Annotated in this window: 22 protein-coding genes; 9 read left to right on the forward strand and 13 right to left on the reverse strand. The window is 62.3% G+C overall.

What is annotated here, in order from left to right; genetic code table 11:
• The first annotated feature begins 101 nt into the window (after nt 1–101).
• Nucleotides 102–641, forward strand: coding sequence for a hypothetical protein (locus AC4P1R_RS20730; protein ID WP_151613848.1), 540 nt, complete (start codon nt 102–104; stop codon nt 639–641).
• Between the two features lie 86 nt (nt 642–727).
• On the opposite strand, the gene katG is transcribed toward AC4P1R_RS20730, so the two are convergent.
• The 3 genes from katG to AC4P1R_RS20745 all read right to left on the reverse strand — a co-directional run bounded on the left by katG (nt 728) and on the right by AC4P1R_RS20745 (nt 5,296).
• Complete coding sequence (gene katG / locus AC4P1R_RS20735; RefSeq protein ID WP_492178599.1) at nt 728–2,911, reverse strand: catalase/peroxidase HPI; 2,184 nt, start codon at nt 2,909–2,911, stop codon at nt 728–730.
• A gap of 307 nt (nt 2,912–3,218) precedes the next feature.
• Nucleotides 3,219–3,791, reverse strand: coding sequence for a UbiX family flavin prenyltransferase (locus tag AC4P1R_RS20740; protein WP_492178601.1), 573 nt, complete (start codon nt 3,789–3,791; stop codon nt 3,219–3,221).
• Nucleotides 3,788–5,296: a UbiD family decarboxylase gene (locus AC4P1R_RS20745; RefSeq protein ID WP_492178603.1), complete on the reverse strand. Its 1,509-nt coding sequence runs from the start codon at nt 5,294–5,296 to the stop codon at nt 3,788–3,790. Before AC4P1R_RS20745 ends, AC4P1R_RS20740 begins: the two co-directional genes overlap by 4 nt.
• A gap of 119 nt (nt 5,297–5,415) precedes the next feature.
• Here AC4P1R_RS20745 and ubiT point away from each other — a divergent pair, with 119 nt between their 5' ends.
• From ubiT to AC4P1R_RS20765, 4 genes are read left to right on the forward strand one after another with little or no spacing between them, the layout of a single operon-like run.
• Nucleotides 5,416–5,922 (forward strand): ubiquinone anaerobic biosynthesis accessory factor UbiT, encoded by a 507-nt coding sequence (ubiT, locus tag AC4P1R_RS20750; protein WP_492178605.1) that lies wholly within the window; start codon nt 5,416–5,418, stop codon nt 5,920–5,922.
• The gene (gene ubiU / locus AC4P1R_RS20755; protein ID WP_492178606.1) at nt 5,913–6,890 is read left to right on the forward strand and encodes a ubiquinone anaerobic biosynthesis protein UbiU; all 978 of its coding nucleotides are present in this window, start codon (nt 5,913–5,915) and stop codon (nt 6,888–6,890) included. The genes ubiT and ubiU overlap by 10 nt, the downstream gene beginning before the upstream one ends.
• Nucleotides 6,891–7,832, forward strand: a complete 942-nt coding sequence (gene ubiV / locus AC4P1R_RS20760; protein ID WP_492178608.1) for a ubiquinone anaerobic biosynthesis protein UbiV — start codon at nt 6,891–6,893, stop codon at nt 7,830–7,832.
• Nucleotides 7,829–8,233: a hypothetical protein gene (locus AC4P1R_RS20765; RefSeq protein ID WP_225191427.1), complete on the forward strand. Its 405-nt coding sequence runs from the start codon at nt 7,829–7,831 to the stop codon at nt 8,231–8,233. The genes ubiV and AC4P1R_RS20765 overlap by 4 nt, the downstream gene beginning before the upstream one ends.
• 81 nt (nt 8,234–8,314) lie before the next feature.
• Here the strand turns inward: AC4P1R_RS20765 and AC4P1R_RS20770 are convergent, their stop codons facing one another.
• Nucleotides 8,315–8,758 (reverse strand): helix-turn-helix transcriptional regulator, encoded by a 444-nt coding sequence (locus tag AC4P1R_RS20770; protein WP_225191426.1) that lies wholly within the window; start codon nt 8,756–8,758, stop codon nt 8,315–8,317.
• A gap of 664 nt (nt 8,759–9,422) precedes the next feature.
• Between AC4P1R_RS20770 and AC4P1R_RS20775 the strand changes: the two genes are divergently transcribed.
• The 4 genes from AC4P1R_RS20775 to AC4P1R_RS20790 all read left to right on the forward strand — a co-directional run bounded on the left by AC4P1R_RS20775 (nt 9,423) and on the right by AC4P1R_RS20790 (nt 13,152).
• Nucleotides 9,423–10,439, forward strand: a complete 1,017-nt coding sequence (locus AC4P1R_RS20775; protein ID WP_492178610.1) for an AraC family transcriptional regulator — start codon at nt 9,423–9,425, stop codon at nt 10,437–10,439.
• A 200-nt stretch (nt 10,440–10,639) separates the two neighbouring features.
• Nucleotides 10,640–12,049 (forward strand): TadE/TadG family type IV pilus assembly protein, encoded by a 1,410-nt coding sequence (locus AC4P1R_RS20780; protein ID WP_492178804.1) that lies wholly within the window; start codon nt 10,640–10,642, stop codon nt 12,047–12,049.
• A 14-nt stretch (nt 12,050–12,063) separates the two neighbouring features.
• The gene (locus tag AC4P1R_RS20785; protein WP_492178612.1) at nt 12,064–12,576 is read left to right on the forward strand and encodes a TadE/TadG family type IV pilus assembly protein; all 513 of its coding nucleotides are present in this window, start codon (nt 12,064–12,066) and stop codon (nt 12,574–12,576) included.
• A 9-nt stretch (nt 12,577–12,585) separates the two neighbouring features.
• Nucleotides 12,586–13,152 (forward strand): TadE/TadG family type IV pilus assembly protein, encoded by a 567-nt coding sequence (locus tag AC4P1R_RS20790; RefSeq protein WP_492178613.1) that lies wholly within the window; start codon nt 12,586–12,588, stop codon nt 13,150–13,152.
• 314 nt (nt 13,153–13,466) lie between these two features.
• Here AC4P1R_RS20790 and AC4P1R_RS20795 read toward each other — a convergent pair whose 3' ends face one another.
• The 9 genes from AC4P1R_RS20795 to AC4P1R_RS20835 all read right to left on the reverse strand — a co-directional run bounded on the left by AC4P1R_RS20795 (nt 13,467) and on the right by AC4P1R_RS20835 (nt 25,026).
• Nucleotides 13,467–15,275 (reverse strand): methyl-accepting chemotaxis protein, encoded by a 1,809-nt coding sequence (locus AC4P1R_RS20795; protein ID WP_492178615.1) that lies wholly within the window; start codon nt 15,273–15,275, stop codon nt 13,467–13,469.
• Nucleotides 15,276–15,524: 249 nt separating this feature from the next.
• Nucleotides 15,525–16,547: a capsular polysaccharide export protein, LipB/KpsS family gene (locus AC4P1R_RS20800; RefSeq protein WP_492178617.1), complete on the reverse strand. Its 1,023-nt coding sequence runs from the start codon at nt 16,545–16,547 to the stop codon at nt 15,525–15,527.
• 177 nt (nt 16,548–16,724) lie between these two features.
• Entirely contained in the window at nt 16,725–18,902 is a 2,178-nt protein-coding gene (locus AC4P1R_RS20805) for a glycoside hydrolase (RefSeq protein WP_492178618.1), read from the reverse strand.
• Nucleotides 18,899–19,897, reverse strand: a complete 999-nt coding sequence (locus tag AC4P1R_RS20810) for a glycosyltransferase family 2 protein (protein WP_492178620.1) — start codon at nt 19,895–19,897, stop codon at nt 18,899–18,901. The genes AC4P1R_RS20805 and AC4P1R_RS20810 overlap by 4 nt, the downstream gene beginning before the upstream one ends.
• A gap of 14 nt (nt 19,898–19,911) precedes the next feature.
• Entirely contained in the window at nt 19,912–20,304 is a 393-nt protein-coding gene (locus AC4P1R_RS20815; RefSeq protein WP_492178621.1) for a VanZ family protein, read from the reverse strand.
• A gap of 16 nt (nt 20,305–20,320) precedes the next feature.
• Entirely contained in the window at nt 20,321–21,418 is a 1,098-nt protein-coding gene (locus tag AC4P1R_RS20820; RefSeq protein WP_492178806.1) for a glycosyltransferase family 4 protein, read from the reverse strand.
• 278 nt (nt 21,419–21,696) lie between these two features.
• Nucleotides 21,697–22,938 carry a glycosyltransferase family 4 protein gene (locus AC4P1R_RS20825; RefSeq protein WP_492178622.1) on the reverse strand — a complete coding sequence of 414 codons (1,242 nt, stop codon included), beginning with the start codon at nt 22,936–22,938 and terminating at the stop codon, nt 21,697–21,699.
• Between the two features lie 11 nt (nt 22,939–22,949).
• Nucleotides 22,950–23,705: a polysaccharide deacetylase family protein gene (locus AC4P1R_RS20830; RefSeq protein WP_492178623.1), complete on the reverse strand. Its 756-nt coding sequence runs from the start codon at nt 23,703–23,705 to the stop codon at nt 22,950–22,952.
• Complete coding sequence (locus AC4P1R_RS20835; RefSeq protein ID WP_492178625.1) at nt 23,698–25,026, reverse strand: O-antigen ligase family protein; 1,329 nt, start codon at nt 25,024–25,026, stop codon at nt 23,698–23,700. Before AC4P1R_RS20835 ends, AC4P1R_RS20830 begins: the two co-directional genes overlap by 8 nt.
• Between the last annotated feature and the right edge of the window lie 11 nt (nt 25,027–25,037).

Below are 25,037 nucleotides of genomic sequence, written 5' to 3' on the forward strand. Positions count from 1 at the left end.
CGAGCGATAAAAAAATCGTTTGGGGAAAGCGGAACCTTCCACGCTTCGGCCGGTTCGGAGCGAACCGTGATCACGGTGCAACAAAAAGGAAGGACATCAACATGAGAAGGATTCACCTGCTGGTTGGCGCAGTCTCCATGGCCATGGCCTCGGCCGCCATTGCTCAGGACAGCTCCGGCTCGGCGTCCGGCGCCGCCTCGGGAACCGCTGCCACCAGCACCGATATGTTGCAGATGACGCAGGCCGAAAGGGACGCGACGGCAGATTGGACAGGCCCGATCGCGGACGCGCTGTTTACCGATCAATCCAAGACGTCGCTGCGTAGCGAAGCGGAAATCCGGTCCAACTGGTCTCAACTCTCGGCAGAGCAGCAAAGCCAAGTGAAGGAGGACTGCAATACCGTCCAAAGTGCATCGGCGGACACGAGCACGACGACAGGCACGACCACGCCGTCGGGCGACACGACAGCAAGCACCACCACCGACACGACGACCGGCGGCGCTGCAGGCTCGACCTCGGGCGAGACTACAGCCAGCACGGCTACCGGATCATCCTCCGGCACCGCCGACACATCGGCATCGACGAGTGCAGGGGGCGTGATGTCAGTCGCGCAGCTCTGCAATATCGTCCGCAACATGTAGTCCTGACGAAACTGGTGCGGGAGCTGAGCTCCCGCACCAGTCGAGACGGGTATGGCCGAAAGCCACACCCGAAGGGAGTTCGTCGATCAAACCAGATCGAAGCGATCGGCGTTCATCACCTTGGTCCAGGCCGCGACGAAATCCTTCACGAACTTCTCCTTTGCGTCGGACTGGGCATAGACCTCCGCCAAGGCGCGAAGCTGCGAATGCGAACCGAAGATCAGGTCGACGCGGGTACCGGTCCACTTGACTTCGTCGGTGTTGCGGTCGCGGCCCTCGTAGACGCCCTCCTGGCCGGCAACGGGAGACCACTTCGTGCTCATGTCGAGCAGGTTGACGAAGAAATCGTTCGTCAACGCTTCGGGACGCGACGTGAAGACGCCGTGTTCCGGCTCGCCCGCCTTCAGCACGCGCAGTCCGCCGACGAGAACCGTCATTTCCGGTGCAGTCAACGTCAGCAACTGCGCGCGGTCCACCAGGGCCTCTTCCGGCTTCATGAACTGCCGCCGACTGCTCACATAATTGCGGAATCCGTCGGCACGGGGCTCCAGCGCTGCAAACGAAGCGGCATCGGTCTGTGCTTCGGAGGCATCCATGCGACCAGGCGTGAACGGCACGATCACGTCGTGACCGCCGGCCTTCGCCGCCTTCTCTATACCGGCAGCGCCCGCAAGCACGATCAGGTCGGCAAGCGAGATTTTCTTGCCGCCGCTCTGGGTGGCGTTGAAGTCCTTCCGGACGCCTTCGAGAACTGCGAGCACCTTGGCAAGCTGCGCCGGCCGGTTGACCTCCCAATCCTTCTGCGGTGCGAGACGGATGCGCGCACCATTGGCGCCACCGCGCTTGTCGGACCCGCGGAAGGTCGAGGCGGACGCCCAGGCGGTGGAAACCAGTTCCTGCACCGTGAGGCCGGACGCGAGAACCGTGGCCTTGAGAGCGGCGACGTCCTTCCCGTCGACCAGCGGGTGATCGACGGCCGGAATGACGTCCTGCCAGATCAGGTCTTCGGCCGGTACCTCAGGGCCGAGATAACGGACCTTGGGACCCATGTCGCGGTGGGTCAGCTTGAACCAGGCGCGGGCAAAGGCGTCGGCGAACTGATCCGGATTTTCGAGGAAACGGCGCGAGATCTTCTCATAGATCGGATCGAAGCGGAGCGACAGGTCCGTTGTCAGCATGGTTGGAACACGCTTCTTCGATGCGTCAAAGGCGTCCGGGATAGAGGCCTCGGCATCCTTCGCCTTCCATTGATAGGCGCCGGCAGGGCTCTTGGTCAGCTCCCACTCATAATTGAACAGGTTTTCGAAGAAATAATTGCTCCACCGGGTCGGCGTCTGAGACCAGATCACTTCCGGTCCGCCCGTTATCGCATCCGCGCCAACGCCGGTGCGGAACGTGCTCTTCCAACCAAGCCCCTGATCTTCGAGTGCGCCGCCTTCCGGATCTGGGCCGATGAAGGACGGATCGCCGGCACCATGGGTCTTGCCGAAGGTGTGGCCGCCGGCGATCAGCGCCACGGTCTCTTCGTCGTTCATCGCCATGCGGGCGAATGTCTCCCGGATGTCGCGGGCGGCCGCGACCGGGTCCGGATTGCCGTTCGGGCCCTCCGGGTTGACATAGATGAGCCCCATCTGCACGGCGGCGAGCGGATCGTCCAGTTCCCGTTCGCCGCTGTAGCGCTCATCGCCCAGCCAGGTGCCTTCCGGTCCCCAGTAGAGTTCCTCCGGCTCCCACACATCGGCACGGCCGCCGGCGAAACCGAAGGTCTTGAAGCCCATGGATTCGAGCGCGACGTTGCCGGTGAGAATCATCAGATCCGCCCAGGAAATCCGGTTGCCGTATTTCTGCTTGATCGGCCACAGCAGACGCCGGGCCTTGTCGAGGTTGGCGTTGTCCGGCCAGCTGTTGAGCGGCGCGAAACGCTGCTGGCCCTGACCGGCACCGCCGCGGCCATCGGTGATGCGATAGGTGCCGGCGCTGTGCCAGGCCATGCGAATGAACAGGCCGCCATAGTGACCAAAGTCGGCCGGCCACCAGTCCTGCGAATCCGTCATCAGCGCATGAAGATCTTTCTTCAGCGCGTCGAGATCGAGTTTCTTGAACTCTTCTGCGTAGTCGAACTCGTTGCCCAAGGGGTCGGCGAGACCAGACTGGTTATGAAGAACCTGGACGTTCAGTTGGTTCGGCCACCAGTCGCGGTTCGATCTACCGCTGCCCCTCTGGCCATGCGCAACGGGACATTTGCTCGCGCTTTCGGTTTCCTTGTCCATGATATTCTCCTGTTGCTCCATATGTCTGCCATTCAAAGGAGGAGCACTTCTGCCGTCCGCACGGGGTTTGCCGCGCAGTGAGACTGCAATACCGTCAAGACGCAGACACGGGTGTCGATACGCCTCCTCCCTTGCCATCGTACATATCGGAAGCAGGTGATAGAATTAAGTTGGATTTACCAATCGTCGCGATAATCTGAGATTATGGGGATCCGGGGTCTGGCCTCTCTCTTTGTGGATCAAAGGGAAGGCTTGGGGGCAGCATTCCATCGGCGCGCTGGAAATGCCCCGGGGCCTTCGTCTCGACCTATGGATCCCACGCCTTCGCCAGCGGCCCGACCGGCAATCCGATAAGGTCAATCGCACGCGACGCCAGGTGGTCGACGACATCATCGATGGTCTTCGGACAATGATAGAAGGCGGGGGTCGGCGGCATCACGATGGCGCCCATCTCGGTGACGGCGGTCATATTGCGAAGATGAGCGAGATTGAGCGGCGTCTCGCGGGTCATCAGCACCAATCGCCGCCGCTCCTTGAGATGCACGTCCGCCGCTCTAACGAGGAGATTGTCCGCGAGCCCGGCGGCGATCGCCGCCAGCGTGCGCATCGAACAGGGTATGACGATCATTCCGGTGGTCGGAAAGGAGCCGCTCGCCGGCGCCGCCCCGATATCCTCTGCCGGATAATTCCGGTCGGCCAGCATCAGCAGTCGGTGCAGCGCATCCGGCCCGACCTCGTGCAGCAGCGTGCGCCGGGCCGCGTTCGAAACGATAAGGTGCGTTTCGACCGCCGGGATTTCCGAAAGCCGCTCGACGGTCCTCACCGCAAGCGCAGCGCCGGACGCACCCGAAATGCCGACGATGACCCGCGTCTTGTTCATAGTCGTTCCCCCAAGCCCAATTCCGTCCAGAACTGATCGACCCGAGCGACGACTTCCGCCGGCATCGCGAGAACGCGGCCCCACTCGCGTTGCGTCTCGGCGCCGATCTTGCCGGTCGCATCGAGACCGAGCTTGCCGCCGAGCCCAGGCTTCGGCGAGGCGAAGTCGAGGTAGTCGATCGGCGTGTCGTGAAGGATGGTAACGTCCCGGCTGGCATCGAAGCGGGTCGAGAGCGCCCAGAGGATATCGGCCCAGTTTCTGACGTCGACATCAGGATCGACGGCAATGATGAGCTTGGTGTAGTTGAATTGTGGCAGCATCGACCACAGACCCATCATGATGCGCTTCGCCTGCCCCGGATAACGCTTATCGAGCGAAACGACCATCGCCCGATAGGAACACGCCTCCGGCGGCAGGTGGAGATCGGCGATCTCCGGAAACTGCCGTTTCACGAGCGGCAGGAAGAGTTCGTTCATCGCCTCGCCGAGCTTGGACGGCTCATCGGGTGGACGCCCAGTGAAGGTGGATAGGTAGAAGGGCTGGCGGCGCATGGTGATCGCCGAAAGTGTCATGACCGGAAAGCGCTCGACGGAATTGTAATAGCCGGTATGGTCGCCATAGGGCCCCTCGTCCGCCGTCTCCTCGGCGGAAACCACACCTTCGAGCACGATCTCGGCCGTTGCGGGAACGGTGAGCGGCACGCTGACCGCCGCGGCGACCTGCGGCCGTTCGGCCCTCAGCAACCCCGCGAAATTCAGCTCGCTCATGCCTTCCGGCAGCGGCATTACGGAGGCCAGGATCGTCGCCGGATCTGCGCCGATGGCGACGGCGACCGGCATGTCCTTGCCGCGCTGCTGCCAGAGGCGATGGTGCCGGGCGCCGCCGCGATGCGCCAGCCATCGCAGGATGAGGCGATCAGGGCCGAGCACCTGCATGCGATAAATCCCGACATTGACGTCGCTGGGGTCGTCGGGCGCCCGCGTGATCACGAGTGGCCATGTGACAAGCGGCGCCGGCTCGCCCGGCCAGCACCATTGGATTGGCAAGCGCGACAGGTCCGCGTCCAGTCCGCGCCAAACCACATCCTGCACCGGTGGCCTCGCAATGCTGCGCGGGCGCATCGCGAGCGCCGCTTTCAGCAGCGGCAGCTTGCTCCAGGCGTCCCTCAGGGATTGTGGAGAGCGCGGTTCGCGCAGTTCCGCAAGCCTTTCGGCGAGTTGCGGCAATCCGCCGGGAGCCAGTCCGAGGCCCCACTCGATCCGCTCGCGCGTGCCGAAAAGATTGGCGAGAAGCGGTATATCGCAGGCGCGACCCGAGGCATCCACCGGTCGCTCGAAAAGCAACGCAGGCCCCTCCGCCAGGAGAACCCGCCGGTGGATTTCCGTCACCTCATGCACGAGCGAAACGGGTCTCGCAATGCGCTTCAGGCGGCCGTGCCGCTCCAGCATAGCGGCGAAATCCTGGAGCCCGGCAAAACGGCGAATGGTGGGGATTGCGCGATTCATGCGAGCGTCTCTCGCCCGCGAAAAGACTTCTGTCTTTGCTCTAGCTCAAATTGTGCCGCGGCGCTTGTCGCTAGGGTCCGCCGAAACCGCCGAACCATCATTTCGCAAAGGCGAGAGATATGGAGTTTCCGCGTCCGCTGGCCGCACCCCTCGTCGTCCTGCCGATCGTGCTCATGGAAAGCGCGGTGCGGCTCATGTTCAAAAGCCTGCTTAGGCGGCATCCCATGCTTTTCGACAGGCTCGGGGAATATAAAGGCAAGCGTTATGCCTTCAGCCCAACCGACCTGCCGCTCGTCTTCCTGGTGGAGCCGGCCCGCCCCGCGATTTCGCTGATGCGCAAGCCTGCCGATCCGCGAGCGGACGCCGTGGTCGAAGGTCCGCTCTTCCGACTGCTCGCCCTTCTCGAAGGGCGCTGCGACGCCGACGCTCTTTTCTTCTCGCGCGAACTCACCGTTGTCGGCGATATGGAAGCAATGCTTGCATTGAGAAATGCGCTAGATGGCATGGCGATCGACCTGCCACGCGATCTCGGCGACGCCGCCGGTCCTCTCGCGCCGGTCGTCAGCCGCGTGGCAGCCACAATCCGCCGCCGTGTTCTCGCCGGGGAGAATGTCTCATGGAGTTGATCTGTCCGGCGGGCACGCCGGCCGCCTTCCATGAGGCGGTCGATGCAGGCGCCGATGCGGTCTATTGCGGCTTCAGGGATGAAACGAACGCACGCAATTTCCCCGGCCTCAACTTCTCGCGCGAGGAATTGCGTGAGTCGATCGCCTATGCCCGGCGCAAGGGAACCAAGACCCTCGTCGCCCTCAATACTTTCATGCGTGCCGGCCATGAGAGCCTCTGGTATCAGGCCGCCGCCGATGCGGTCCGGCTCGGCGCGGACGCTCTGATCCTCGCCGATTTCGGCCTTATGGCCCATGTCGCGGAGACCTATCCCGAGCAGAGGCTTCACGTCTCGGTGCAGGCCACTGCATCGAACCCGGATGCGGTGAACTTCCTGGTCGAGGCCTTCGGTGCCAAACGCGTCGTTCTGCCCCGCACGCTGACAATCTCCGACATCGCCCGGCTCGCCCGACAGGTTCACTGCGAAATCGAGGTGTTCGTCTTCGGCGGGCTGTGCGTCATGGCCGAGGGGCGCTGCTCGCTCTCCTCCTATGCCACCGGCAAGTCGCCCAATATGAACGGGGTCTGTTCGCCGGCAAGCCATGTGCGCTATCGCCAGGACGGCGGCGATCTCGTTTCCGAACTCGGCGCCTACACGATCAATCGCTTCCCTGGTGATGAGCCGGCCGGCTATCCAACGCTCTGCAAGGGCCGGTTCGATATCGCCGACGCACGCGGCTACGCCTTCGAGGACCCGGTCTCGCTCGATGTCATGGACCAGATCGACGCCCTGCGCGAGGCGGGCGTCAGCGCACTCAAGATCGAAGGCAGGCAGCGCGGCAAGGCCTACGTCGCCGAAGTGGTCGCGACATTGCGTCGGGCGATTGATGCGAAGCCGGACGAGCGCCGAGCTCTGCTCGCCCGGCTCAGGCTGTTGAGTGAAGGCCAGCGCACCACGCGCGGCGCCTATGAGAAACGCTGGAGGTAGATGCCGATGAACGCCACCACTCCCACGCTCACACTCGGTCCGGTCCTTTATCTCTGGGACAGCGAGAAATGGCGGGACTTCTACTTTCGCGTGGCCGACGAGGCCCCGGTCAGTGACGTGGTGATTGGCGAGACCATCTGCTCTAAGCGGCTACACTTCACCGAGCCCTATCTCGTCTCCGTCATCGAACGACTGGAGGCTGCGGGAAAGCGCGTCGTCCTGTCGACCCTGGCCCTCGTGACGCTCGAACGGGAGAGCCAGTACGTCCGCGCGCTCACCGCCGAAAGCGCCTATCCCCTTGAGGCGAACGACGTTTCGGCACTCGCCTTGCTCAAAGGAAGGCCGCATTCCGTCGGGCCGCTCGTCAACGTCTACAATGCGGCAACCGCCCAGCTGCTGGCAAGGAGGGGCGCGACGAACATCTGCCTGCCGCCGGAACTTCCGGCCGCATCGGCCTTCGCAATCGCTTCCGAAACGCCCTGTACCGTTTTCGAAGTCTTCGCCTTCGGGCGGTTGCCGCTCGCGATTTCGGCGCGCTGCGCCCATGCCCGCGCCAAGGGGCACATCAAGGACAATTGCCAGTTCGTCTGCGGAGAGGATCCGGACGGTCTGCCGCTGAAGACACTCGACGGGCAATCTTTCCTCACGCTCAACGGCGTGCAGACGGTCTCTTTTACCTGCCAGGCCCTGCTCCCTGAACTGGAGGAGCTTGCCGAACGCGGCATTGCGCGCTTCCGCCTTTCGCCGCAGAACTGCGACATGGTGGCGGTCGCGCGACTTTACGACGACGTTCTCTCCGGTCGCATGGACGCCAAAGACGGTGTTGCAAGGCTACGGGAAGTCTATCCGGACGCACCGCTCTCCAATGGCTTCCATCATGGACAGGAAGGCGCTGCCTGGGTCGCCCGCGCCCGCAACATCGAGCATCGGGCGAGCGCATGAGCGGGCGCCTGCTTGGTCCACTATCCGGGTCCCCATCCGGATCGCAAGGCGCTGGCGACATAGGGCAGGCGCTCAACCGCGTACGCAACATCATTCTCGCCGCCGCGCTCGATTGCGACTGCCGTGCCAGGGTCGAGGAGGCACTCGCCCGGCTCGAGCAGTTCGAGCGGCACCGGGAAAACCGGCGGCGAATTCTCATGATCCGGGACCGACAATGCACCATTGCCGCACTCCTGGAACTGCTTCCGGATTTGAGCGCTCTTGACGCACGAGCGCCCGATGGCGGCGTGATCGAGGAAGCAAGCCTGCTTCTCGCCGACATTGCTTCTGCCGCCAATACCGGCGCGCAAATCCTCAACGAAATGCTCAATGCCGAAGCACGCTACGCCACGCCGGCCTGAGGAAGTGATCGCGTGGTGCCAACACCTTGGTCAGCTGTCCGCCGGGCGCGGTTTGCGCCAGGCAGGAGCGCTTTGCCGGTCCTATTCCGCTGCTTCGCGGGGCAGGAATTCGGGTTCCGTGGGCGCGAGCGCCTTGACGAGCGCCACGATCCTCCGGCGCACCTGTCCATCGCTCAGCCGGGCAAAGGCGCGGTTGAGCGCGACGCCCTCCTCCGTCGCCAGGAACTTCAGCATCTCGTCGCTGGAGGCAATTGCCGGATCCTGCTGGCTCTCCCTGGTCCCCTCGGGACCGCCCTCGAAAAAGTAGGAAATGGTGACGCCGAGCACCTCTGCCGCCCGCTGGAGCCGGCTGGCACCCACGCGGTTGAGGCCCTTTTCGTACTTCTGAACCTGTTGGAAGCTTACGTCGAGCGCTTCGCCGAGCTTGGTCTGGCTCCAATCCAACGCCAGCCTGCGCAAACGGATGCGATTGCCGACGTGGATGTCGATTGCGCGCGGTTCTTTCTTATTCGGTCGCCCCTGCATTATTACCTCGTTTGACGGTTTCGAGCTCAATGCTCGAGACACAAATGGCAATGGAAAGCCTCCCCAGACGACGGATTCAGTACAACCCGTCGAGGCGAGACTAGTTTTTCAACTTTAAATCACGCCTCTCTTGAATATGTCGGACTGGAAATAAATGACATACGAAAATAACCTGGCGCCTATCCGGTAAGCGCATGTCATATCCCGAAGACGTCACTATTCCGATCGAGCGATAGTAACACCGGTGAGCGCCAATGCTCCCTGCCGCGCCACCGGACTTGTCGCGCTGATCGAGAATCATCGCGGGTCGGCCGCCGAATCGTGCGTCCTATCTTCGCCGGACCACCCGTGAACCTCGCCGCTCATGAGGCTCGTCGTGTCCTCGGTCGCAGCGCAGCCCACACCAATGCCGTGTAATATTAACGAATGCATTTTGTCGTCGCTGCCCGCGGCTTTTGCCAATTCCGGCTGTTTGTTGCGCGTTGCGGATAGGACCTACACCAAAGGATAGTTTACGGCCGAACTAATATACGCTTATTTCGTATGACAATTTCGGCCGCAGGGGATGTTGGCTGAAGGGAGGTGGCGTGAGTCCAATGTCCATTTCGGCGCCCTGCCATCCGGAGCGCTCATCCAGAGAGCTCTTCTGTTCATCGGTGCTCGAATGAGGTACGTCAATCAACGCTTCGGGTTCCGGATCGTCGAGGCAGACGCCGACGAGACGACGGAACATTGCGAAAGGACGCTGTCGCCCGCCAGGGTTGAGCCCTTGGAGAAGAGCGGCCGGATCCTGGTGGAGGACCGGCACTATGAGTCCGGACCTTTCAGCATCTGGTCCGGCAAGTGTCATTCCGGCATGCGCGTGAGCTTTTCTGAGCCACCGGAGCTCTATGTCCTTTATCTTCCCGTCGCGAGCGCACTGGCGGTGGATGTCGGCAGAAGGCAGCTGATCTCCATCCCCGGGACGGCGATGGTCGGCAACGTAGGTTGTTTTGACAAGCTTACGTTTTACGAAAACCGGGGCCACATAGGCATTGCTTTCGAGAAGGCGGCGATGGTCGGCCAATTGAGCCAAATGCTCGATTCCCCCATCCTGGACGACATCGACATGTGCGCCACGATCGACATGGCATCGCCGGCCGGTTCGCGGCTAGCGTCTCTCGGCAACCTGCTCTGGAATTGCTTCGACACCGAAGCCGACGACTGTGTCTCATCGAGCGCAACCTCCAACCTCTTCCGCGCGGCCATGGCCATGATCCTCGAAACCGTGCCGCACAACTACAGCGCGCGATTGAGTCGGCCAATCTCTCCCGCTATGCCGCGTAATCTGAAGCGGGCGATCGAATTTATGGTGGCCAATATTTCGCAGGCCATGACCGTCGCCGACATTGCCCGGGAGGCCGGGACGAGCGTGCGGGCTCTGCAGGCGGCTTTCCAACAGTTCAAAGGGGCCACCCCTCTCGGTTATCTGCGCCAGATGCGGCTCGAGGGCGCGCACAAGACACTTGCCGACGCCGGCAACTCGCTCTCGATTGCGCAGGTCGCGCGTGCCTGGGGCTTCACCCACATGGGCCGGTTTTCCGCGATCTATCATGATGCCTTTGGCCAAACACCGTCCGAGACGGCCAAGCAACACAATGTGCGGGGACTCGGGACCTCGTCGCACAGAGCAAGGGGCTGAAAGACGCGCGGTTCCGTCGCCGAACGGGCGGGCTGCTTCGCCTCCTGCCATCACTGCCAATCCAAGCGAATGGCATTTTCCCGCGTGATCTGGATATCCCTGCGTCATTCGGCCAGAGGAAGTGACCCCTAATTTACCCATGAATAATGTTTTGCCGTGAACCATCCGTTCGCAAAGAAACACTATTGGGCATCAAATTCATGCATCTTGGTTTCGGCTTTTTGCGGCAGATCGGCGGGCGAACGGGAGCAGTCCTCAGCGACAGGAGCGGCAACGTTGCCATTACCGTGGCGGTCTGTCTCGTGCCGATGATGCTCGCGGTGGGCGCCAGCCTGGACTATACGCGCGCCTACAATGTCCAGAGCAAGATGCAGTCGGATCTCGACGCCGCGCTGGTCGCCGCCATCAAGCAGGTCGACGACTACGATGAAGACAAACTCGTCGAAAAGATCGAGCAGTGGTTCGAAGCCCAGTCCGATCGCAGCGGTTCCACCTACGACCTCACCGACATCACGGTGGACAAGGACGGGCATACGATCAGGGCCTCCGCCAGCGGCACGGTACCCACAACCCTGATGACCCTGGCGAATATCAAGAGCGTCCCCGTCGGCGTCGTCAGCGCCATCGAAGGACCCGCAACCTCCTATCTCGAGGTTTATATCGTCCTCGACAAATCGCCCTCGATGCTGCTGGCCGCCACGTCCGAGGGACAGGCGCAATTGCGCGCCGACGCCAATATCAGCTGCGAATTCGCCTGCCACAGCGCGGGCGACCCCGTCAAAAAGAACAAGACGGGCCCGGTGATCGCTTCAACCTACTACGACTACATCAAGAGCCTCGGGGTGAAGCTTCGCACCGACGTCGCACTCGACGCGGTCGAAGAAGTGCTCGACATGATCGACAAGGCCGACGAGGACCATAAGCGCATCAAGGTCGGCCTCTACGGCCTCGGGGAAACCATCTCCGAGGTCCTCGCCCCGACCTATTCGACCAGTACCGCGCGAAAGAAGCTCTCCGACGACAGCAGCGGCCTCACCAGCGCGACGTCCACCGTCTCGACGGATTTCCGTGCGGCGCTTACGGCTTTACAAAAGAAAACCGGAAAGGCCGGGGACGGGACGTCGGCAAACTCGCCGCTCAAGCTTGTCCTTCTGCTTACGGATGGCGTCCAGTCACATCGCGACTGGGTGATCACCGGCGTAAACTGGACCTGCCTGGAATATAAGAACAACATCTGCCTTCGGTTTAAGAGTGGTGCAAATTGGGGACTCGTTACACCGCTCAATCCCACTTGGTGCGGCTATCTCAAAGACAATGGCGCAACCGTGGCCGTGCTTTACACGGAATACCTCTCTATCCCGCTTGATTGGGGATACAACGCGACGCTGGACGCAACAATGTCCAGCAGCAAATGGACGTCGACCTGGGGCGGCAAGTTGCGTGGCGGCGTCAGCAGCGGCACCAGCCGCCACGACTACATTCCGATCGCGCTGCAGGACTGCGCCTCCTCGGCCAACCTCTATATCCCGGCCGCATCCGAAGAAGACATCGCCGCCGGGCTCTCCACACTGTTCACTCAGTACCTTACGTCGGTTCGACTCACCCAATGAAAAGGTGTCCAACCATGCACCTTCTGCGTCGCCTGCTGCACGACAGAGGGGGAGTCGCTGCGATCGAGTTTGCGCTGGTGGCGCTGCCTCTCTTCATTCTCATCTTCGGCATTCTCGAACTCGGCGCGATCTTCTTTATCGATTCGGCGCTTGACGCTTCGGTGCACAAGTCCGCGCGATTGATCAGAACGGGCCAGGCGACAGAGGGCAAAATGGGCATTTCCGGATTCAAGGCGGAGATCTGCAGCAATCTCGCCTATGTGCTCAACTGCGAGAAGAACCTCCTCGTCGCCGTGAACACGGTGACCGACGCTACGTCCAGCGGGGCGATGAAAACCATTGGCAATAGCGGCACGGTAACCATTACGGAGAATTTCGATATTGGCCGCGGCAGCGACTATGTTCTCGTCCAGGCCTTCCTGCCCTGGTCGCCGATCGTCAATCTCTATTCGCTCTCGAGTCATACCCTTGCCGACGGCAGCTACCTGCTTGGCGCTTCCGCATTGCTCCGCAACGAACCGTTTTGAGGACGCCGGATGAAATCCCCCAGACCTTCCGCCATCCTGTTCAAGCGCTTCCGCATGGGCCGCGAGGGCGCCGCGGGAATCGAGTTCGCACTGCTGCTGCCGCTCATGCTATTGCTGCTTGCCGGTCTCGTCGATCTCGGACAGGGGCTGACGGTTCGCCGCAAGGTCGCTCAGGTCTCAACGACGACCAGCGAAATCATTGCCATGCAGAGCACTTGGACCAAGGCGAGCGTCAGTACCATCCTTTCGGGCGTCAGTTCCATCTTGCAGCCCTATGAGGTGGGCGATTTGACCATCCTCTTATGCGTCGTCGACATCGCCAACAACGGCAAGGCGACCGTCAGTTGGTCAGCCGCCTACGGCACTCAACCGATGTCCGCGGGCGAGGAGTCTCCGGTAGAAGTGCCGAAGAAACTAAAGGAGAAGGGCGTCCAAATGGTCGTGACCCGCGTCCAATACAAGCTCGACACGATCTTCTCCGGTTTGTTCGAAAGCTTCACCGGTGGCGGCGCCTACAACTATGATCAGCATTTCTTCATTCGGCCGAGAAATAGCGATACCATCACATATGGCTAGACGACCTTCTGAAGCTTTGCATCCCTGCCCTCGCGGTGACCTGAGACAGGCTGCACTCGCTATTTTGCGCCCAGCGTATAGGAACTTCGCAGAGCGGATACGGCATCAACCGCAAAGTGGTAGCCCAAAACGGACGGAACAGCTTACAGTCTGTGCGTGGGTGCAGGGCAGCCTCGGGCATGATGCCCTGGGTTAACGTGCCAGCGGCTCCCAGCCGCTGGCACGTTGCCATCCAAGAAGCTAGAGAGCGCTGTTCAAGCTACCGACGCGGCTTGTCCAGAATGCGGAAATGCGGCCGTCTCCAGGTCCCGTAGTTATGCGGCAAGACGTCCCGGTGCAGTCGGCCTTGTCCGAAACCGCCCAGCGACCCGACCGAGATCCTGCACCTCTTCGCTCAGCGCGCGACAGGCCGCATTCGTTTCCTCGACCATGGCGGCGTTCTGCTGCGTAACACCGTCCATCTGCTGCAGCGCTGCGTTGATATCGGCAAGCGCCGAGGATTGCTCATCGGAGGCTGCGACGATCGCGCCGATCAGACCGCTGACTTGCAGCATGTGATCCTCGATTCCGGTCAGTGCGGAGCCGGTCTGGTTCACGAGCTGCACGCCATCGGTGACTTCGCGGGTCGACGTATCGATCAGCGCCTTGATCTCCCTGGCGGCATTTGCAGAGCGGCCGGCGAGCTCGCGTACCTCCTGCGCGACCACGGCGAAACCCTTGCCGGCCTCCCCGGCCCGGGCCGCCTCGACGCCTGCATTCAAGGCCAGGAGGTTGGTCTGAAACGCGATCTCGTCGATGACATTGATGATCTGCTGAACGCGCGCCGACGATCCGGCGATCCGCTCCATCGCCGCGACCGCATCGCGCACGACGGCCGCGGATCGTTGCGCCCCGTCCTTGGCGATGCCCATCACGAGGCTTGCTTCGCGTGCACGCTCCAGTGAATTGCGCATGGCTGCCGTGATCTCGTCGCAGGCGGTTGCCGTCTGCACCAGCGAGGCCGCCTGCTGCTCGGTGCGCTTTGCGAGATCGTTGGTGGCATCGGCGATTTCCGACGAACTCGACCCAAGGTGTGCCGTCGCCTGAAGTACACCGGAAATGGTTTCGGCAAGCCGCTCGACACTACCGTTGAACTCGGTCCTGAGCTGATCGAACTCGCTCGTGAAGGCCACGTCGATGCGGGTCGAGAGATCGCCCGACGAAAGACGGCCCAGTCCCCTGCTGAGCTCTTCGATCACCATCAGCCGGTTCTGGTCTTCCGTTTCCTTCTGCTGCCGCAGAATCGCCTCCTGCTCTTCCCGCTCCCGGCGCTCTCCTTCCGCGCGTTCGCGCGCATGGCGCCGTTCGATCGCGGCTTGGCGGAAGACGGCGACCGACTTCGCCACCGCACCGATCTCGTCCGTCCGGTCCGAATAGGGCACGGCCTTGCTATAGTCGCCGGCGGCCAGCGTCTCCATGTAGGCGGACATCGCCGCCAGCGGCCGGACGGCCCTGCGGCGGAAGAACCAGAGGCCGGCTGCCAGCAGGCCGACCGAGATCACCGAACTTGTCGCGGCGGCGGCCGAAAGGCGTTCGGTTTCCAAGTCCGCAGCCGTTTCTTGTTCGCTTTGGAAGGCGACGGCCATCGACACCAGTTCGTTGACGGCGACCTCGTGATGATGAAAGCCCGTCCTCAATTCGGCTAGGGCGCGCTCCGCAGCGGTGACATCGCCCTCACGCATCGGGGCGAGGAACTTCTGTTCCATGACCGCCCAATAGAGATCGGCCCTGGCGAGCACCTCGTTTTCCAGCTTGGCCATCAGTCTCTCGGGTGCAGTCGATTTCTTCCAGTAATCCCGCCGCTCGTCATAGGCTCCCTTGAGCGCGGCTATCTTCTCCATGTCCTTGGGGGCAAGTGCCGGATCGGCAATGGCCTCCATCGCCAGCATGTAGGACTCGACCGTGTAGAGGGGCGGAGGAAGGATATCGGCGACCAGATCCTTGCCGTAGACGATCTGGGTGTAGACAGGACCGTTCACCCGCAGTTTGTTGAAGGCGTACGTCTTGATACCGATGGAGACCAGTAGACCGATCGCGATGATCGCTCCGAAGACCATCATGCCGCGCGCAATATTGAATTTCATGAGCTTGCCCCGAAAATGCTCTTCCGCTTGGGAAACCCGCCCGTCAAACAAAAAAGCAACGATCCAAGTTAGCCACCAGCGCAGAAAGCAGCCGTCGCGTGCAGATGCTGCCCATGCGCATCTTCTGCCTGGCGACATATAGTTGCTTAGAAGTATAGCGCAGCCGATGGTTGCGGAATCGTAAAGACGCCGAGTCTGGTGGCCCCCAGCGGATATTTCCCTGCGCAAATCGGATATTGAGGGCGCTCGTCAGGCTCGCTCGATTGCGGCGACAAGGAGATCGATCGCCCCAAACACGTCCACCGGCTGCCAAGTCGCCGGATTGCGGTAGCTCGGATAAAGCGCAAGCGCTGCGGCAGTCAGCGCATCGATCGATGGTCTGGCCGCCGCCCGGCGCGCCAGTGCCGCTTGCGCGGCCGGCCCTGCACGGTCATCCGTCAGTCCCCAACCGGCATAGAAGGGCACTGCATAGGAGCGGACGGGCAGCTCCCGCAGCAGGGCATCGAAACCCACCTGGCTCGAGACTGTCCAGACCTCGTCAACGACATCGAGGATGGAGGCAACCGAGATTTTGTCCGCGAGCAGGATGACGCCGGGCGTGCGGGCTGCGCGTTCTGTCATGTAGCCTTTCCGATAGCCGGCCATCACGTCCGGATGCGTGCGAACGATGCACTGCGCACCGCTCGTGAGCGCGTCTTCGAGCATCCGCTCGAATGAGCGACGACTGCCAAGCGCCCGTTCGACCGAGACGTCGCCCAGGACCTGATCGACGAGGAGGATGCGCCGGCGGCTGCCGCGCTCGATCTTCGGCTGGCGATGCGGCAGGTTGTTGTATTTCGAAAGCCTATGGCGAACCATACGCTCGCGGATCTGCTTTCCGGCGGCGTCGTGCCCGCCACCCGCCGCCTCGGCGATCAAGAGTTCAAGGCGCGATGCCCGTCCGCCGTCGACCGGCAGCGCCAGGTCGTCGGCAATGATCGAAACCGGAGCGGCACCGTCTTTGCCCAAGCCGACCGAACGCAGGAAGCCATCCTCCAGGTGCCAATGCGGCAGCCGTCGGGCGCCGGCGATCGCCATCGCCGTCTTTGCAGGAATGCGCCCACCCCAGGAAACGATGCCCTCGATCCCCGGCGACAGGGTCGAGACAAGTGGTTTATCTCCAAAATAGCGGCCGAGCCAAGGGAAGGCCCGGCGCACGAAGAACGTCGCCCCGAGCCTCATGCTCTGCTTCGGCCACCAGGCCTTGCCGATGATCTCGGGCAAATCATCCATCAGTTGCCTCACCCATACCCGCCTCTCATCGACCCTCCGGCCGACGCCGCATCAGAAATCAGGTTAGGCATGGAAATGCAATCGCCTTCAGCGCCGCGCGTCTTTTCAGACGCGCAATGGTCGCTTTCCGGAAATCGGATCCGGTTTCGGGCTCAGCCAGCATTCTTGCCCATGATATCAGCCACCGTCGAGCTCGATAAGGAAGTACGTCGTCGGCCCATAGGGCGTGTCGTTGGAAAGGCGGAAGGTGACGGCACCGGTACCCGCATGCACCGGCGGATAGACGGTTCCGTCGAGACCAACGGGCGAGACGCGCCACTTTGCCGCCGTCCTCGACAGGGCCAAGTCGACGCGGCCCTTGCGGATCAGGACCGGCAGCCTGCCGAAGTCTTCGATGATGCGCTCCTCGCTATCGCGAAAGACCATGTCGGTGTTCTGGGCATCCGTCGCGAAGATCAAAAGCAGCCGACGACTCTCGTTAAGGATGTTGTCGCCGTCGATCACCGAAAGCGCGACAAGACCATTGCCGTCCGCCTGTTCGATACGGAGCGTGCCGAGATCGATCGGCTCGCGCAGCGAGGAAAACGCCGCCGCTTCGGTCGCTGGCGTCGAGATCCGGAGTTGTCCGGTCGAGCGATCGAGCAGAATCTCTCCGGTATCGCTCTCGTAGCGCCCGTGTGCGATGTCGGTGCGATTGCCAGGGGGCAGGCGCCCGCTTCTGCGCAAGTGCTCCATAACGCCCCCGGCATCGTCAGGGCGCGGCTGGCCGACACCGACTTCTTCGTCCAAGTCGTCCTCCCGGAGCAATCCGATCCTGCCGATCAGCGCTAAATCCGTCAGCCGCTCCGGCTCCCGTGCCTGCATGTCCTCTGAAAGATCCGGCTCGCCGCGCACCGCAAAGGGAATCGTAATGCCCGACTCGGCGATGTCACCCCGGCGATAAAGGAGCGCGGCCAGCGTCTCGCCGGCACGGGCGACCGGATCGAGAGCGATCGCATAGGGAAGCATTGCACGCTTGTGCGGATAGGGTTCGCCGTAGGCGAGCGCGATCGGTCCGTGGCCGTGACGGCAGAGCGCATCCCAGCCCTGAAGAGCGGCATAGGCCGGCATGACAAGGCCGGCCTCATAGCGGTAGCGGTTCCAGAAGAGGTGGTCGTATTCAGTGACGACAAACGGCTTCCCAAACCAGCGCGCGGCGGCCGCCATCCGCATGTAATTGGCTCCGTCGTCGATGGAACTCGCCTGCAACAGGGCGCTGCCCGGCGCATAGCCGCCAACCCAATCGTGATAGGTGTTCATTGTGACCGCATCGAGATCACGCCGGGTCAACTCCGTCTGTACCGTCGGCCAGTTGTTGTAGCTGCTGATCAGGCCCTGATAGCCGAAGTCGCGCAATACCTTGCTCATTCGCGCGACGGAAGCCTGTTCCATTTCAATGAAGAACGCCTGCAGGTCGCGCATGCGCGCGCCATCCCTATAGCGGTCGGCCGGGAGTTCCACCGTTCCCGCTTCAAGCTGTTCGCCGTCGCTGAGGTCTCCCCAGGCCTGTGCCAGGGCGCCGGTCGACCGGTAGCGCCTTGCGAGCCAACGGTTGAAGGGAGCGGCGAGCGCCGCGTCGTAATGCGGTTCGCCGAAACGCTCGTGCACGACGCTGTCGAACTCGATGCCGTTTTCATTGGCGAGGATTACGAGCGCCAGCGCGTCGTCGCGAATGGGCGCAGTCCCGGTATAGGGATTGACCACCGCAAGAAATCTCTCCTGCAGCGTCTTCCAGTGCTGGAACGCCTCATCGTCGAGATGCAGGCGGAGCTTGAGGTCGCCATTCGCCTCCCAGCGGTCGTCGTGGCCACCATAGGCGCCGCGCGACGATGAAAGACCGTCGATGATCCAGTAGATGCCGTTGCGCTTCAGTGCCGCGAGCAGATAATGGATGCGGTCCAGCGTCCCCGGATCGAAATCGAAATCCTTCCGGCGATCGTGCATCAAGCTTGCATCGGTGAAGTGAAGCCGCGCCACATTATAGCCATGGAGCGCAAGCTGGCGCGCGTAGCGGTCGGCGCCGTCATGATCCGGAAAGCCGCCGGACGCCGGGCTCCAGGCAAGCGATGCGCAGAACATCCGGACCGGCTCTTTCGGCGCGGCCGCATAGGCCAGCCGTCCCCCGGCTCCGGCGACGAGGCGATGCCCGGCATCGATCGGCCCATTCGGCAGGAAGGACGAAAAGTCGAGCGGGCTTCCGGCCTTCATTTCAAGCGAGATTTCGCGAACGGGTACCCAATCGTCCGAGGCGCCTGCCAGGGGCGCCCAACAGCCGCAGGCGATCGCCGTCGCGACGACAAGGCTGGCGATCTTCATGCCCGCTTTCCGAGTATTCTGCTCTCGATCGGCGCGTCCGGCGGCTGACGGCTCCGAAGCAAGCCAACCGGCAGAGCGGCGGCATGGAAGAACCAGGCGACGACGGTATAAAGCCCCATGCCGAGGCTGCGCTTCTTGGCGCTCGCCAGCGCAACGACGCCAAGCAGCATGGCGGCGACAGCAGTAGACGCCATGATCTTATCGGGCAGGAACAGAAGAAGCCCAAGACAGAAGAGCCACCAGAGGTGGACGAGTGCCCAAAGCCTGAGCTCCGGCAGTTCCCTCAAAAGCTCAGGGAAATAGGGCTTCCCGAGCGAGGCGCGCAGGAGCTCGCCGATCCCGAAGAGATATTTGCTCTTCCAGCGGCGAACCAGCAACCGATAGGAATTCACGCTGTGGCCGAAGTGCTGGACGAAACGGCGGTCGAGGCGATGGAGCCCCCAACCAGCGTTACGCAGCCGGATGCCGAGATCGAATTCCTCGTAACCATGCAGGTTCCGATCCGAGAAATAGCCCACCTCCTCGATCGCGCAACGCCGATAGAGGCCCCCGCCGTTCATGCGATCTATCCCTCCCGTGCGGTTCTCGGGTGCGTTGCGGTTGACACGTCGCGCGAATTCGAGATTGGCGACGTGCATCTCCTCGACATGCCCCGTCACGCCGGCAATCGCGGGATTGTCGGCAAGGAAGCGGACGGCGTCGTCGAGAAAGCCGTCATCGAGTAGCATGTCTCCGTCGATGAGGCAGACATGTTCGCCACGGGAATATTGAAAGCCCAGTTGCGGACCGATCCCGCAGCTCGGCCGCGCAGGCGGAGCAATCTGCGCGATGATAACGGGATAGCGCGCGGCGATCTCGATCGTGCGATCGGCCGAGCCGCTGTCGGCAACGATGATCTCGCCGCCCTTGCCCTTCAGCGCCACGAGCGCGCTTTCGATCGTCGCGGCAATGCGCTTTTCCTCATTCAAGGTCTTGATAATAACGGATATTGTCAAGATGCCCCCTCGGCTCACGATCCGTCAGGGTTTACATTCCGCACCGCTCCAGACTCGGCCGGCCGGAATCGCTGCGCATAGCGAACAGAGAGCCACGCCACGCATACGCCGCATGCCGTGCCCGCCATCTTGACCGCAAGGTCGCCGAACCGCGCGTGCCGGTCGGGCGAAACCATCTGCAGCAGCTCAAGACCGGCCGCGCCGGCCAGAAGCATTGTCAGAACGAGCCCCCTCCGCCTCGGATAGGCAATGGCAAAACTGAGCCCGAGCGCCCCGTAGGCGCCGAACCTTTCGAATTGCACCCAGTTGCCGATATGCGGCCGCATGCCAACCGGCGACAGCGTGGAATAAACGACCACAGCAAGCAGGAGCCATGCGACCAGGGAGACAGCGCGCCTGAAATTCATCATTCGACTGCCTACCCTATCGATTCAGCGCCCCATAGACAGCAAGCGTCTTCTGCGCGACGCTCGTCCAGCTATGGGTCGCTTCGACATGCGCCATGCGAGCGAGTACCTCTTCTTCGCCCGGCAGATTCTCGAGTTTGCCGGCAATGGCCGCGGAGAGTGCCTCTATATCGCCGAGGGGAAAATAGTCTTCTGCCGGCAGGCCAAGCTCGCGGTTGGCAATGATGTCGCTCGCCAGCACCGGCAAACCATAGGCCATCGCCTCCAGCAGCGCGATCGGCATGCCCTCGTGACTTGAAGGCAGGACGAAGAGCGCCGCGTTGGCGAAGAGATCCGTTAGCCGGTCGCCGGCCTGGAAGCCCGTAAGGACGACGCCAGGTACATTGCTCGCCACCACCCTCACCTCTCGTGCGTAGGGCGTCTCGAATTCGGCACCGCCCGCCAGCACGAGCTTGAAGCCGGCATCGCGAAGCTTTGCGAAAGCCTGGATCAGGTCGATCTGTCGCTTTTCCGGCACCAGCCGTGCCGCAAGCAGCACGTAGCGGCGTCGCGCCAGTCCGAACTCCTCGAGAATGCCGCTCTCGCCGCACAGTGACGGGACGGCGACGCCATTTGGCACGAAGGAGACAGGCACTCGGTAGCGCGCACCCATTGCTTCCACGATTTCTCTCGAAATCGCGATGCGTCCATGCGCAAGCCTCATGCCCAGGCGCTCACCGAGCTTCAGCATGCTCTTGGCAAAGCCGCCCCATTTCTGCCGGTCGTAGTCATAGCCGTGATGGGTGACGACAACTTTCAAACCGAACAGCCGCGCGAGCGGCACCATCAGAGCCGGGCCGATCGCGTGGATGTGCAGGATATCGGGACGCCGAAGTGCGGCGAAACACACGCCGAGGAAGGTGTGCACGATCGCTTCGAGGGCCATCCTCCGCGGCGCCCAGATCGGAAAGACGCGGACCCCGTCCCGGGACGAAAGTGGGGACTGCGCCAGATAGCGGTTCCGTCCCACGACCTCGATTTCCCAGCCTTGCGCCGCCAGCTTGGCCGCAAGCATTTCGACATGCTTTTCGACGCCGCCCTGCACATTCGGAATTCCGCGCAATCCGAGCATCATCACCCGCTGCCGTGCGCCTGTTCTGGCGGCGGATAGCAGGCGCGGCGAAAACCTGTCGAGCTCTTGGTCCGAGAACCCCTGGCCGCTCAAACTCACCGCAAGCGGCGCCTGTTGCGGATTTTCAACGCGCTGCACTGCAGACCTACTGCTCATGATGGTAACGCCCCGGGAGGTTCCCTGATGAACATTCCCTCTAAAGGCTGAGCACTTTCGGTCGGCGTAAGAACATCGCTAAATTTTTACGGAGATGGCCGAAAATCGGACGTACTGCTCGACCGTCAGGCGACGCCCAGCGTCGCGTAGAGCTCCAAGGTCCTCGACCGATAGGCGGCTGCGGAAAAGTCGCGGTCGATCCAGGCCCGGCCTTCGGCACCCATGCGCGCGCGCTCCTCCGGCGAAAGTGCTGCCATCCGGCGCAGCGCACCTGCGAGGTCTTCGACGTCTCCCGAGAGCGCCAGGAGCCCCGTTCCCTCCCGCACCATTTCGGGAATGCCACCGATCGCCGCGCCGATGACAGGTCGGCCGAGCGCGTAGGTCTCGAGCACGCTGATCGGTGCGTTCTCGTACCATTCCGACGGCAGCACGAGTGCGCGGGATTCACCGATCAGCCGATGCAATTTCTCGCCGGAGAGATAGCCTGCGAAGGTCACGTCAGCACCGAGTTCGCCGGCCAGTTGCCGAAGGCTTTCCTCTTCGGGCCCGGTCCCGGCAATGACGAGCCGTTCTCCCGCAAGCGCGATTGCCCGGATCAAGGTTTCGATCCCCTTTTCCGGAGCGAGCCGCCCGGCAAAAACGAAATAGTTGCTCTCCTGCCAGTCACTGCGCAAGCCGGAAACATCGACGAAATTCGGAATATGGACCATCTTCTCGCGCGGCCAACCCCATTCGACGAGCTTTTCCAGATAGAAGCTGCTCGGCACCACCAGCCGGTCCACCTTGTCTCGATAGAGCCCGAGCATCCGGTGCAGCATGCTCTCCGCGAATACGACCGCGCTCAACGGCAGCGAATCCTTGACGCAACGGTGACGGAGCACATTGTAGATCCTGCCCCCGCGACAGTCTTCGCAAACCTTGCCGGCGCGCAGCATCTTATAAGAAGGGCAGGCGAGCTTCAGGTCATGCACCGTCATTACGACCGGAATGCCCGCGGCCTTCAGCGTGGAGAAGATCGCCGGCGAAAGATGGTGGTAGACGTTGTGGGCATGGGCGACGGACGGCCGGGTGCGGTCTACCAATCGGCCGATCTTTCGCTGGGCCTCCACTGAATAGATGACACTCGCTGCCTGAGCCAACTTGCGCAAGGGGCCGGTCCTGCGGCCATACTCGATCTCGGAAACGAAATAGTCCGACCAGGGCGACGCTTCGTTCATGTCGTGCTGCATGGCGAAGGGAACGACGTCCCATCCGAGCTCGCCGAACATGTGCATATGATCGAAGAACACCGCCTCGGACCCGCCGCGCCGGTAGTAATAGTTGTTGATCGCCAGCAGGCGTTTTCCGGCAGCGTCAGGCTTGGACACGGTACTGCTCCCTACCAGTTGAGCGCGTCCAGCGCCCGATCGACGGGGAGCACACGGCATCCTTTGCCGACCGCGTAGCGGACGAGGTGGTCGAAGGTTTCCGGCGTGCAGCCGTAGGGCGTCGGCCGCGGTGCGATGTCGTGGGTGAAGAAGACAAGCCAGCCGGGCCGATCGGCGATATCGTCGATCCACCGTGTCAGGTCTCTTGCATGCTGTTCCGGCTGCCGGATTTCCACGGCCTTGATCATCAACGGGTCGACAACGCCGCGATTGATCGCCTCGCCGGCGCCGCGACAGGTCCGGTAGCGCCGGCGCATCACGGCCCGGGCCGGCGGCCAGGCAGCATTATAGGGGAAGGCGAAGTTGCGCGCCGGCTCCGGGACACCGAAGCTCTTCAGATAGTGCGCATTCCGATCGAGATCGTCGTCGAGGCGGCGAATGTCGCGTATCCGGCGATGTGCATAGGTATGGCAACCGATTTCATGGCCCCGCGCAAGAATCTCGCCGCATCCTTCCCGTGTGATCAGCGTCCGGTCCGGCTCGATCTTTCCAGCCAGTCCGCCCGCGATATAGAAGGTGCCGCGAACGCCGTGCCGCTCGAGAATGGACGCGCCCTCGTTCAGCGCGCTATCCGGCACGTCGTCGAAGGTGAAGGAGACAAGAGGCACATCCGTCTCGAGCTCGCGCCGTCCACGGGCGAAGTTCCAGATCAGCCGGTTTGCCACGCGGTCCACGAGCGAACCGATCCGTCCCTGCCATTCAAGCATGAGCAACTCGACTCCTATTCACGGCAGCAGGCGCAGCGGTCAGCGCGGCGCTCGACTGCAATTGCAAACCATAAAGTGCAAACATGAAGGTGAACCAGAGCAGACTGCCGCCCTCGAAGAAGAGGCTCTCGAGGCCGGCGTGGAAGATCGTATAGAGCCAGATACGAATGAAGAGTCGCGTCAGATGCGAATGCGCACGATCAGGGGCGATGCGCGAGATATTGCGCAGCGGCAGCACGATAAGCCAGGTCAGCGTCAGAACGAGCCCTGGGAAACCGGTGGTCAGCGCAATATCCAGATAGGAATTGTGGCCGTTGGCGGCGGCCACGGCCCAGGTCTCGATCGTGCCGCCGCTATAGACCAGTTCCTCCGTCTGCCAGAAACTCTTGAAGCCATGGCCGGTCAAAGGCCGTTCGGCGAGCGCGGAAAAGGCGAAACGCCAGATGTCGGCACGGTTTGTGAAGGTCGCATCGATGCCGAGCCCGGCGATGAATTCGCCAAGCGGCCTGAAGACGGCCGAGCCGACGGCGAAGAGATTGAACAGCCCGACACCACCGATAACGATCGGGACACGCAGAAAGCGCAGTCTTTCGAAGAGCCAGGCGAGCAAGAGGATCGCCGGCAGCATTGCTGTCGACGTCTTGCCGCCGGTATTGACCAAGAAAAGAAAGGAAAGCCCCACGATCGCAAGCCCCGCGACGCGCGACCAGCTGTTCATGACGAAAAGCCCGAAGAAGGCGGCGAGCACCATGGCCGCGGCCGCGCTGTTCTTGTGCGGGAAATGGCCGCGCCAAAGCCCCGCATTCATCGGCTCGCGCAGTTCCGATGCCTGATGGATGGCCAGCGTCGGCTTGAACAGAACGCCATAATAAGCAAAGCCGAGCATGATCAGTGTGCCGATGCCGAGCATCTTGGCGAAGTGGCGCTCGGAGGCCGGCAGCAGCAGATAGATGCTGGCATTGAGCGTCATCATCGTCGAAAGAATAATGCCCTTGATCCCCAGCATCGGGTGGACGGAGATCACGGAGACGAAGAAGAACCAGGCATAAAGCAGTGCCAGCAGCACCCGAGGCTGCAGGATGATGCCGCGCATCGGGTGGAGCAGTCCGTAGCCCAACATCCCGGCGGTCAGGAACAGCGCGAGAATCTGGTTCAGCCGGTTGGAGTTTCCAGCGGAGGGATCGAGCACGGCCTCGCCCGTGAGGTCGACATAAGGATCGATCGAGACCCACAGGAACAGGAAGAGGGCCATGAAAAGGAAGGCGGCAACGCGCAGCCTCACGGCCTGCGCACTGATCTCCGCGAAGCCGGTGTCGCTCATGGCGCCCGCAG

The organism is Sinorhizobium sp. Y406 (assembly GCF_058732025.1).

Excerpts from the sequence above, each read along its gene's own strand:
- AC4P1R_RS20730 (WP_151613848.1), top strand. The coding sequence starts at position 102 with ATGAGAAGGATTCACCTGCTGGTTGGCGCAGTCTCCATGGCCATGGCC.
- katG (WP_492178599.1), bottom strand. The coding sequence starts at position 2,911 with ATGGACAAGGAAACCGAAAGCGCGAGCAAATGTCCCGTTGCGCATGGC.
- AC4P1R_RS20740 (WP_492178601.1), bottom strand. The coding sequence starts at position 3,791 with ATGAACAAGACGCGGGTCATCGTCGGCATTTCGGGTGCGTCCGGCGCT.
- AC4P1R_RS20745 (WP_492178603.1), bottom strand. The coding sequence starts at position 5,296 with ATGAATCGCGCAATCCCCACCATTCGCCGTTTTGCCGGGCTCCAGGAT.
- ubiT (WP_492178605.1), top strand. The coding sequence starts at position 5,416 with ATGGAGTTTCCGCGTCCGCTGGCCGCACCCCTCGTCGTCCTGCCGATC.
- ubiU (WP_492178606.1), top strand. The coding sequence starts at position 5,913 with ATGGAGTTGATCTGTCCGGCGGGCACGCCGGCCGCCTTCCATGAGGCG.
- ubiV (WP_492178608.1), top strand. The coding sequence starts at position 6,891 with ATGCCGATGAACGCCACCACTCCCACGCTCACACTCGGTCCGGTCCTT.
- AC4P1R_RS20765 (WP_225191427.1), top strand. The coding sequence starts at position 7,829 with ATGAGCGGGCGCCTGCTTGGTCCACTATCCGGGTCCCCATCCGGATCG.
- AC4P1R_RS20770 (WP_225191426.1), bottom strand. The coding sequence starts at position 8,758 with ATGCAGGGGCGACCGAATAAGAAAGAACCGCGCGCAATCGACATCCAC.
- AC4P1R_RS20775 (WP_492178610.1), top strand. The coding sequence starts at position 9,423 with ATGAGGTACGTCAATCAACGCTTCGGGTTCCGGATCGTCGAGGCAGAC.
- AC4P1R_RS20780 (WP_492178804.1), top strand. The coding sequence starts at position 10,640 with ATGCATCTTGGTTTCGGCTTTTTGCGGCAGATCGGCGGGCGAACGGGA.
- AC4P1R_RS20785 (WP_492178612.1), top strand. The coding sequence starts at position 12,064 with ATGCACCTTCTGCGTCGCCTGCTGCACGACAGAGGGGGAGTCGCTGCG.
- AC4P1R_RS20790 (WP_492178613.1), top strand. The coding sequence starts at position 12,586 with ATGAAATCCCCCAGACCTTCCGCCATCCTGTTCAAGCGCTTCCGCATG.
- AC4P1R_RS20795 (WP_492178615.1), bottom strand. The coding sequence starts at position 15,275 with ATGAAATTCAATATTGCGCGCGGCATGATGGTCTTCGGAGCGATCATC.
- AC4P1R_RS20800 (WP_492178617.1), bottom strand. The coding sequence starts at position 16,547 with ATGGATGATTTGCCCGAGATCATCGGCAAGGCCTGGTGGCCGAAGCAG.
- AC4P1R_RS20805 (WP_492178618.1), bottom strand. The coding sequence starts at position 18,902 with ATGAAGATCGCCAGCCTTGTCGTCGCGACGGCGATCGCCTGCGGCTGT.
- AC4P1R_RS20815 (WP_492178621.1), bottom strand. The coding sequence starts at position 20,304 with ATGAATTTCAGGCGCGCTGTCTCCCTGGTCGCATGGCTCCTGCTTGCT.
- AC4P1R_RS20820 (WP_492178806.1), bottom strand. The coding sequence starts at position 21,418 with ATGATGCTCGGATTGCGCGGAATTCCGAATGTGCAGGGCGGCGTCGAA.
- AC4P1R_RS20830 (WP_492178623.1), bottom strand. The coding sequence starts at position 23,705 with ATGCTTGAATGGCAGGGACGGATCGGTTCGCTCGTGGACCGCGTGGCA.
- AC4P1R_RS20835 (WP_492178625.1), bottom strand. The coding sequence starts at position 25,026 with ATGAGCGACACCGGCTTCGCGGAGATCAGTGCGCAGGCCGTGAGGCTG.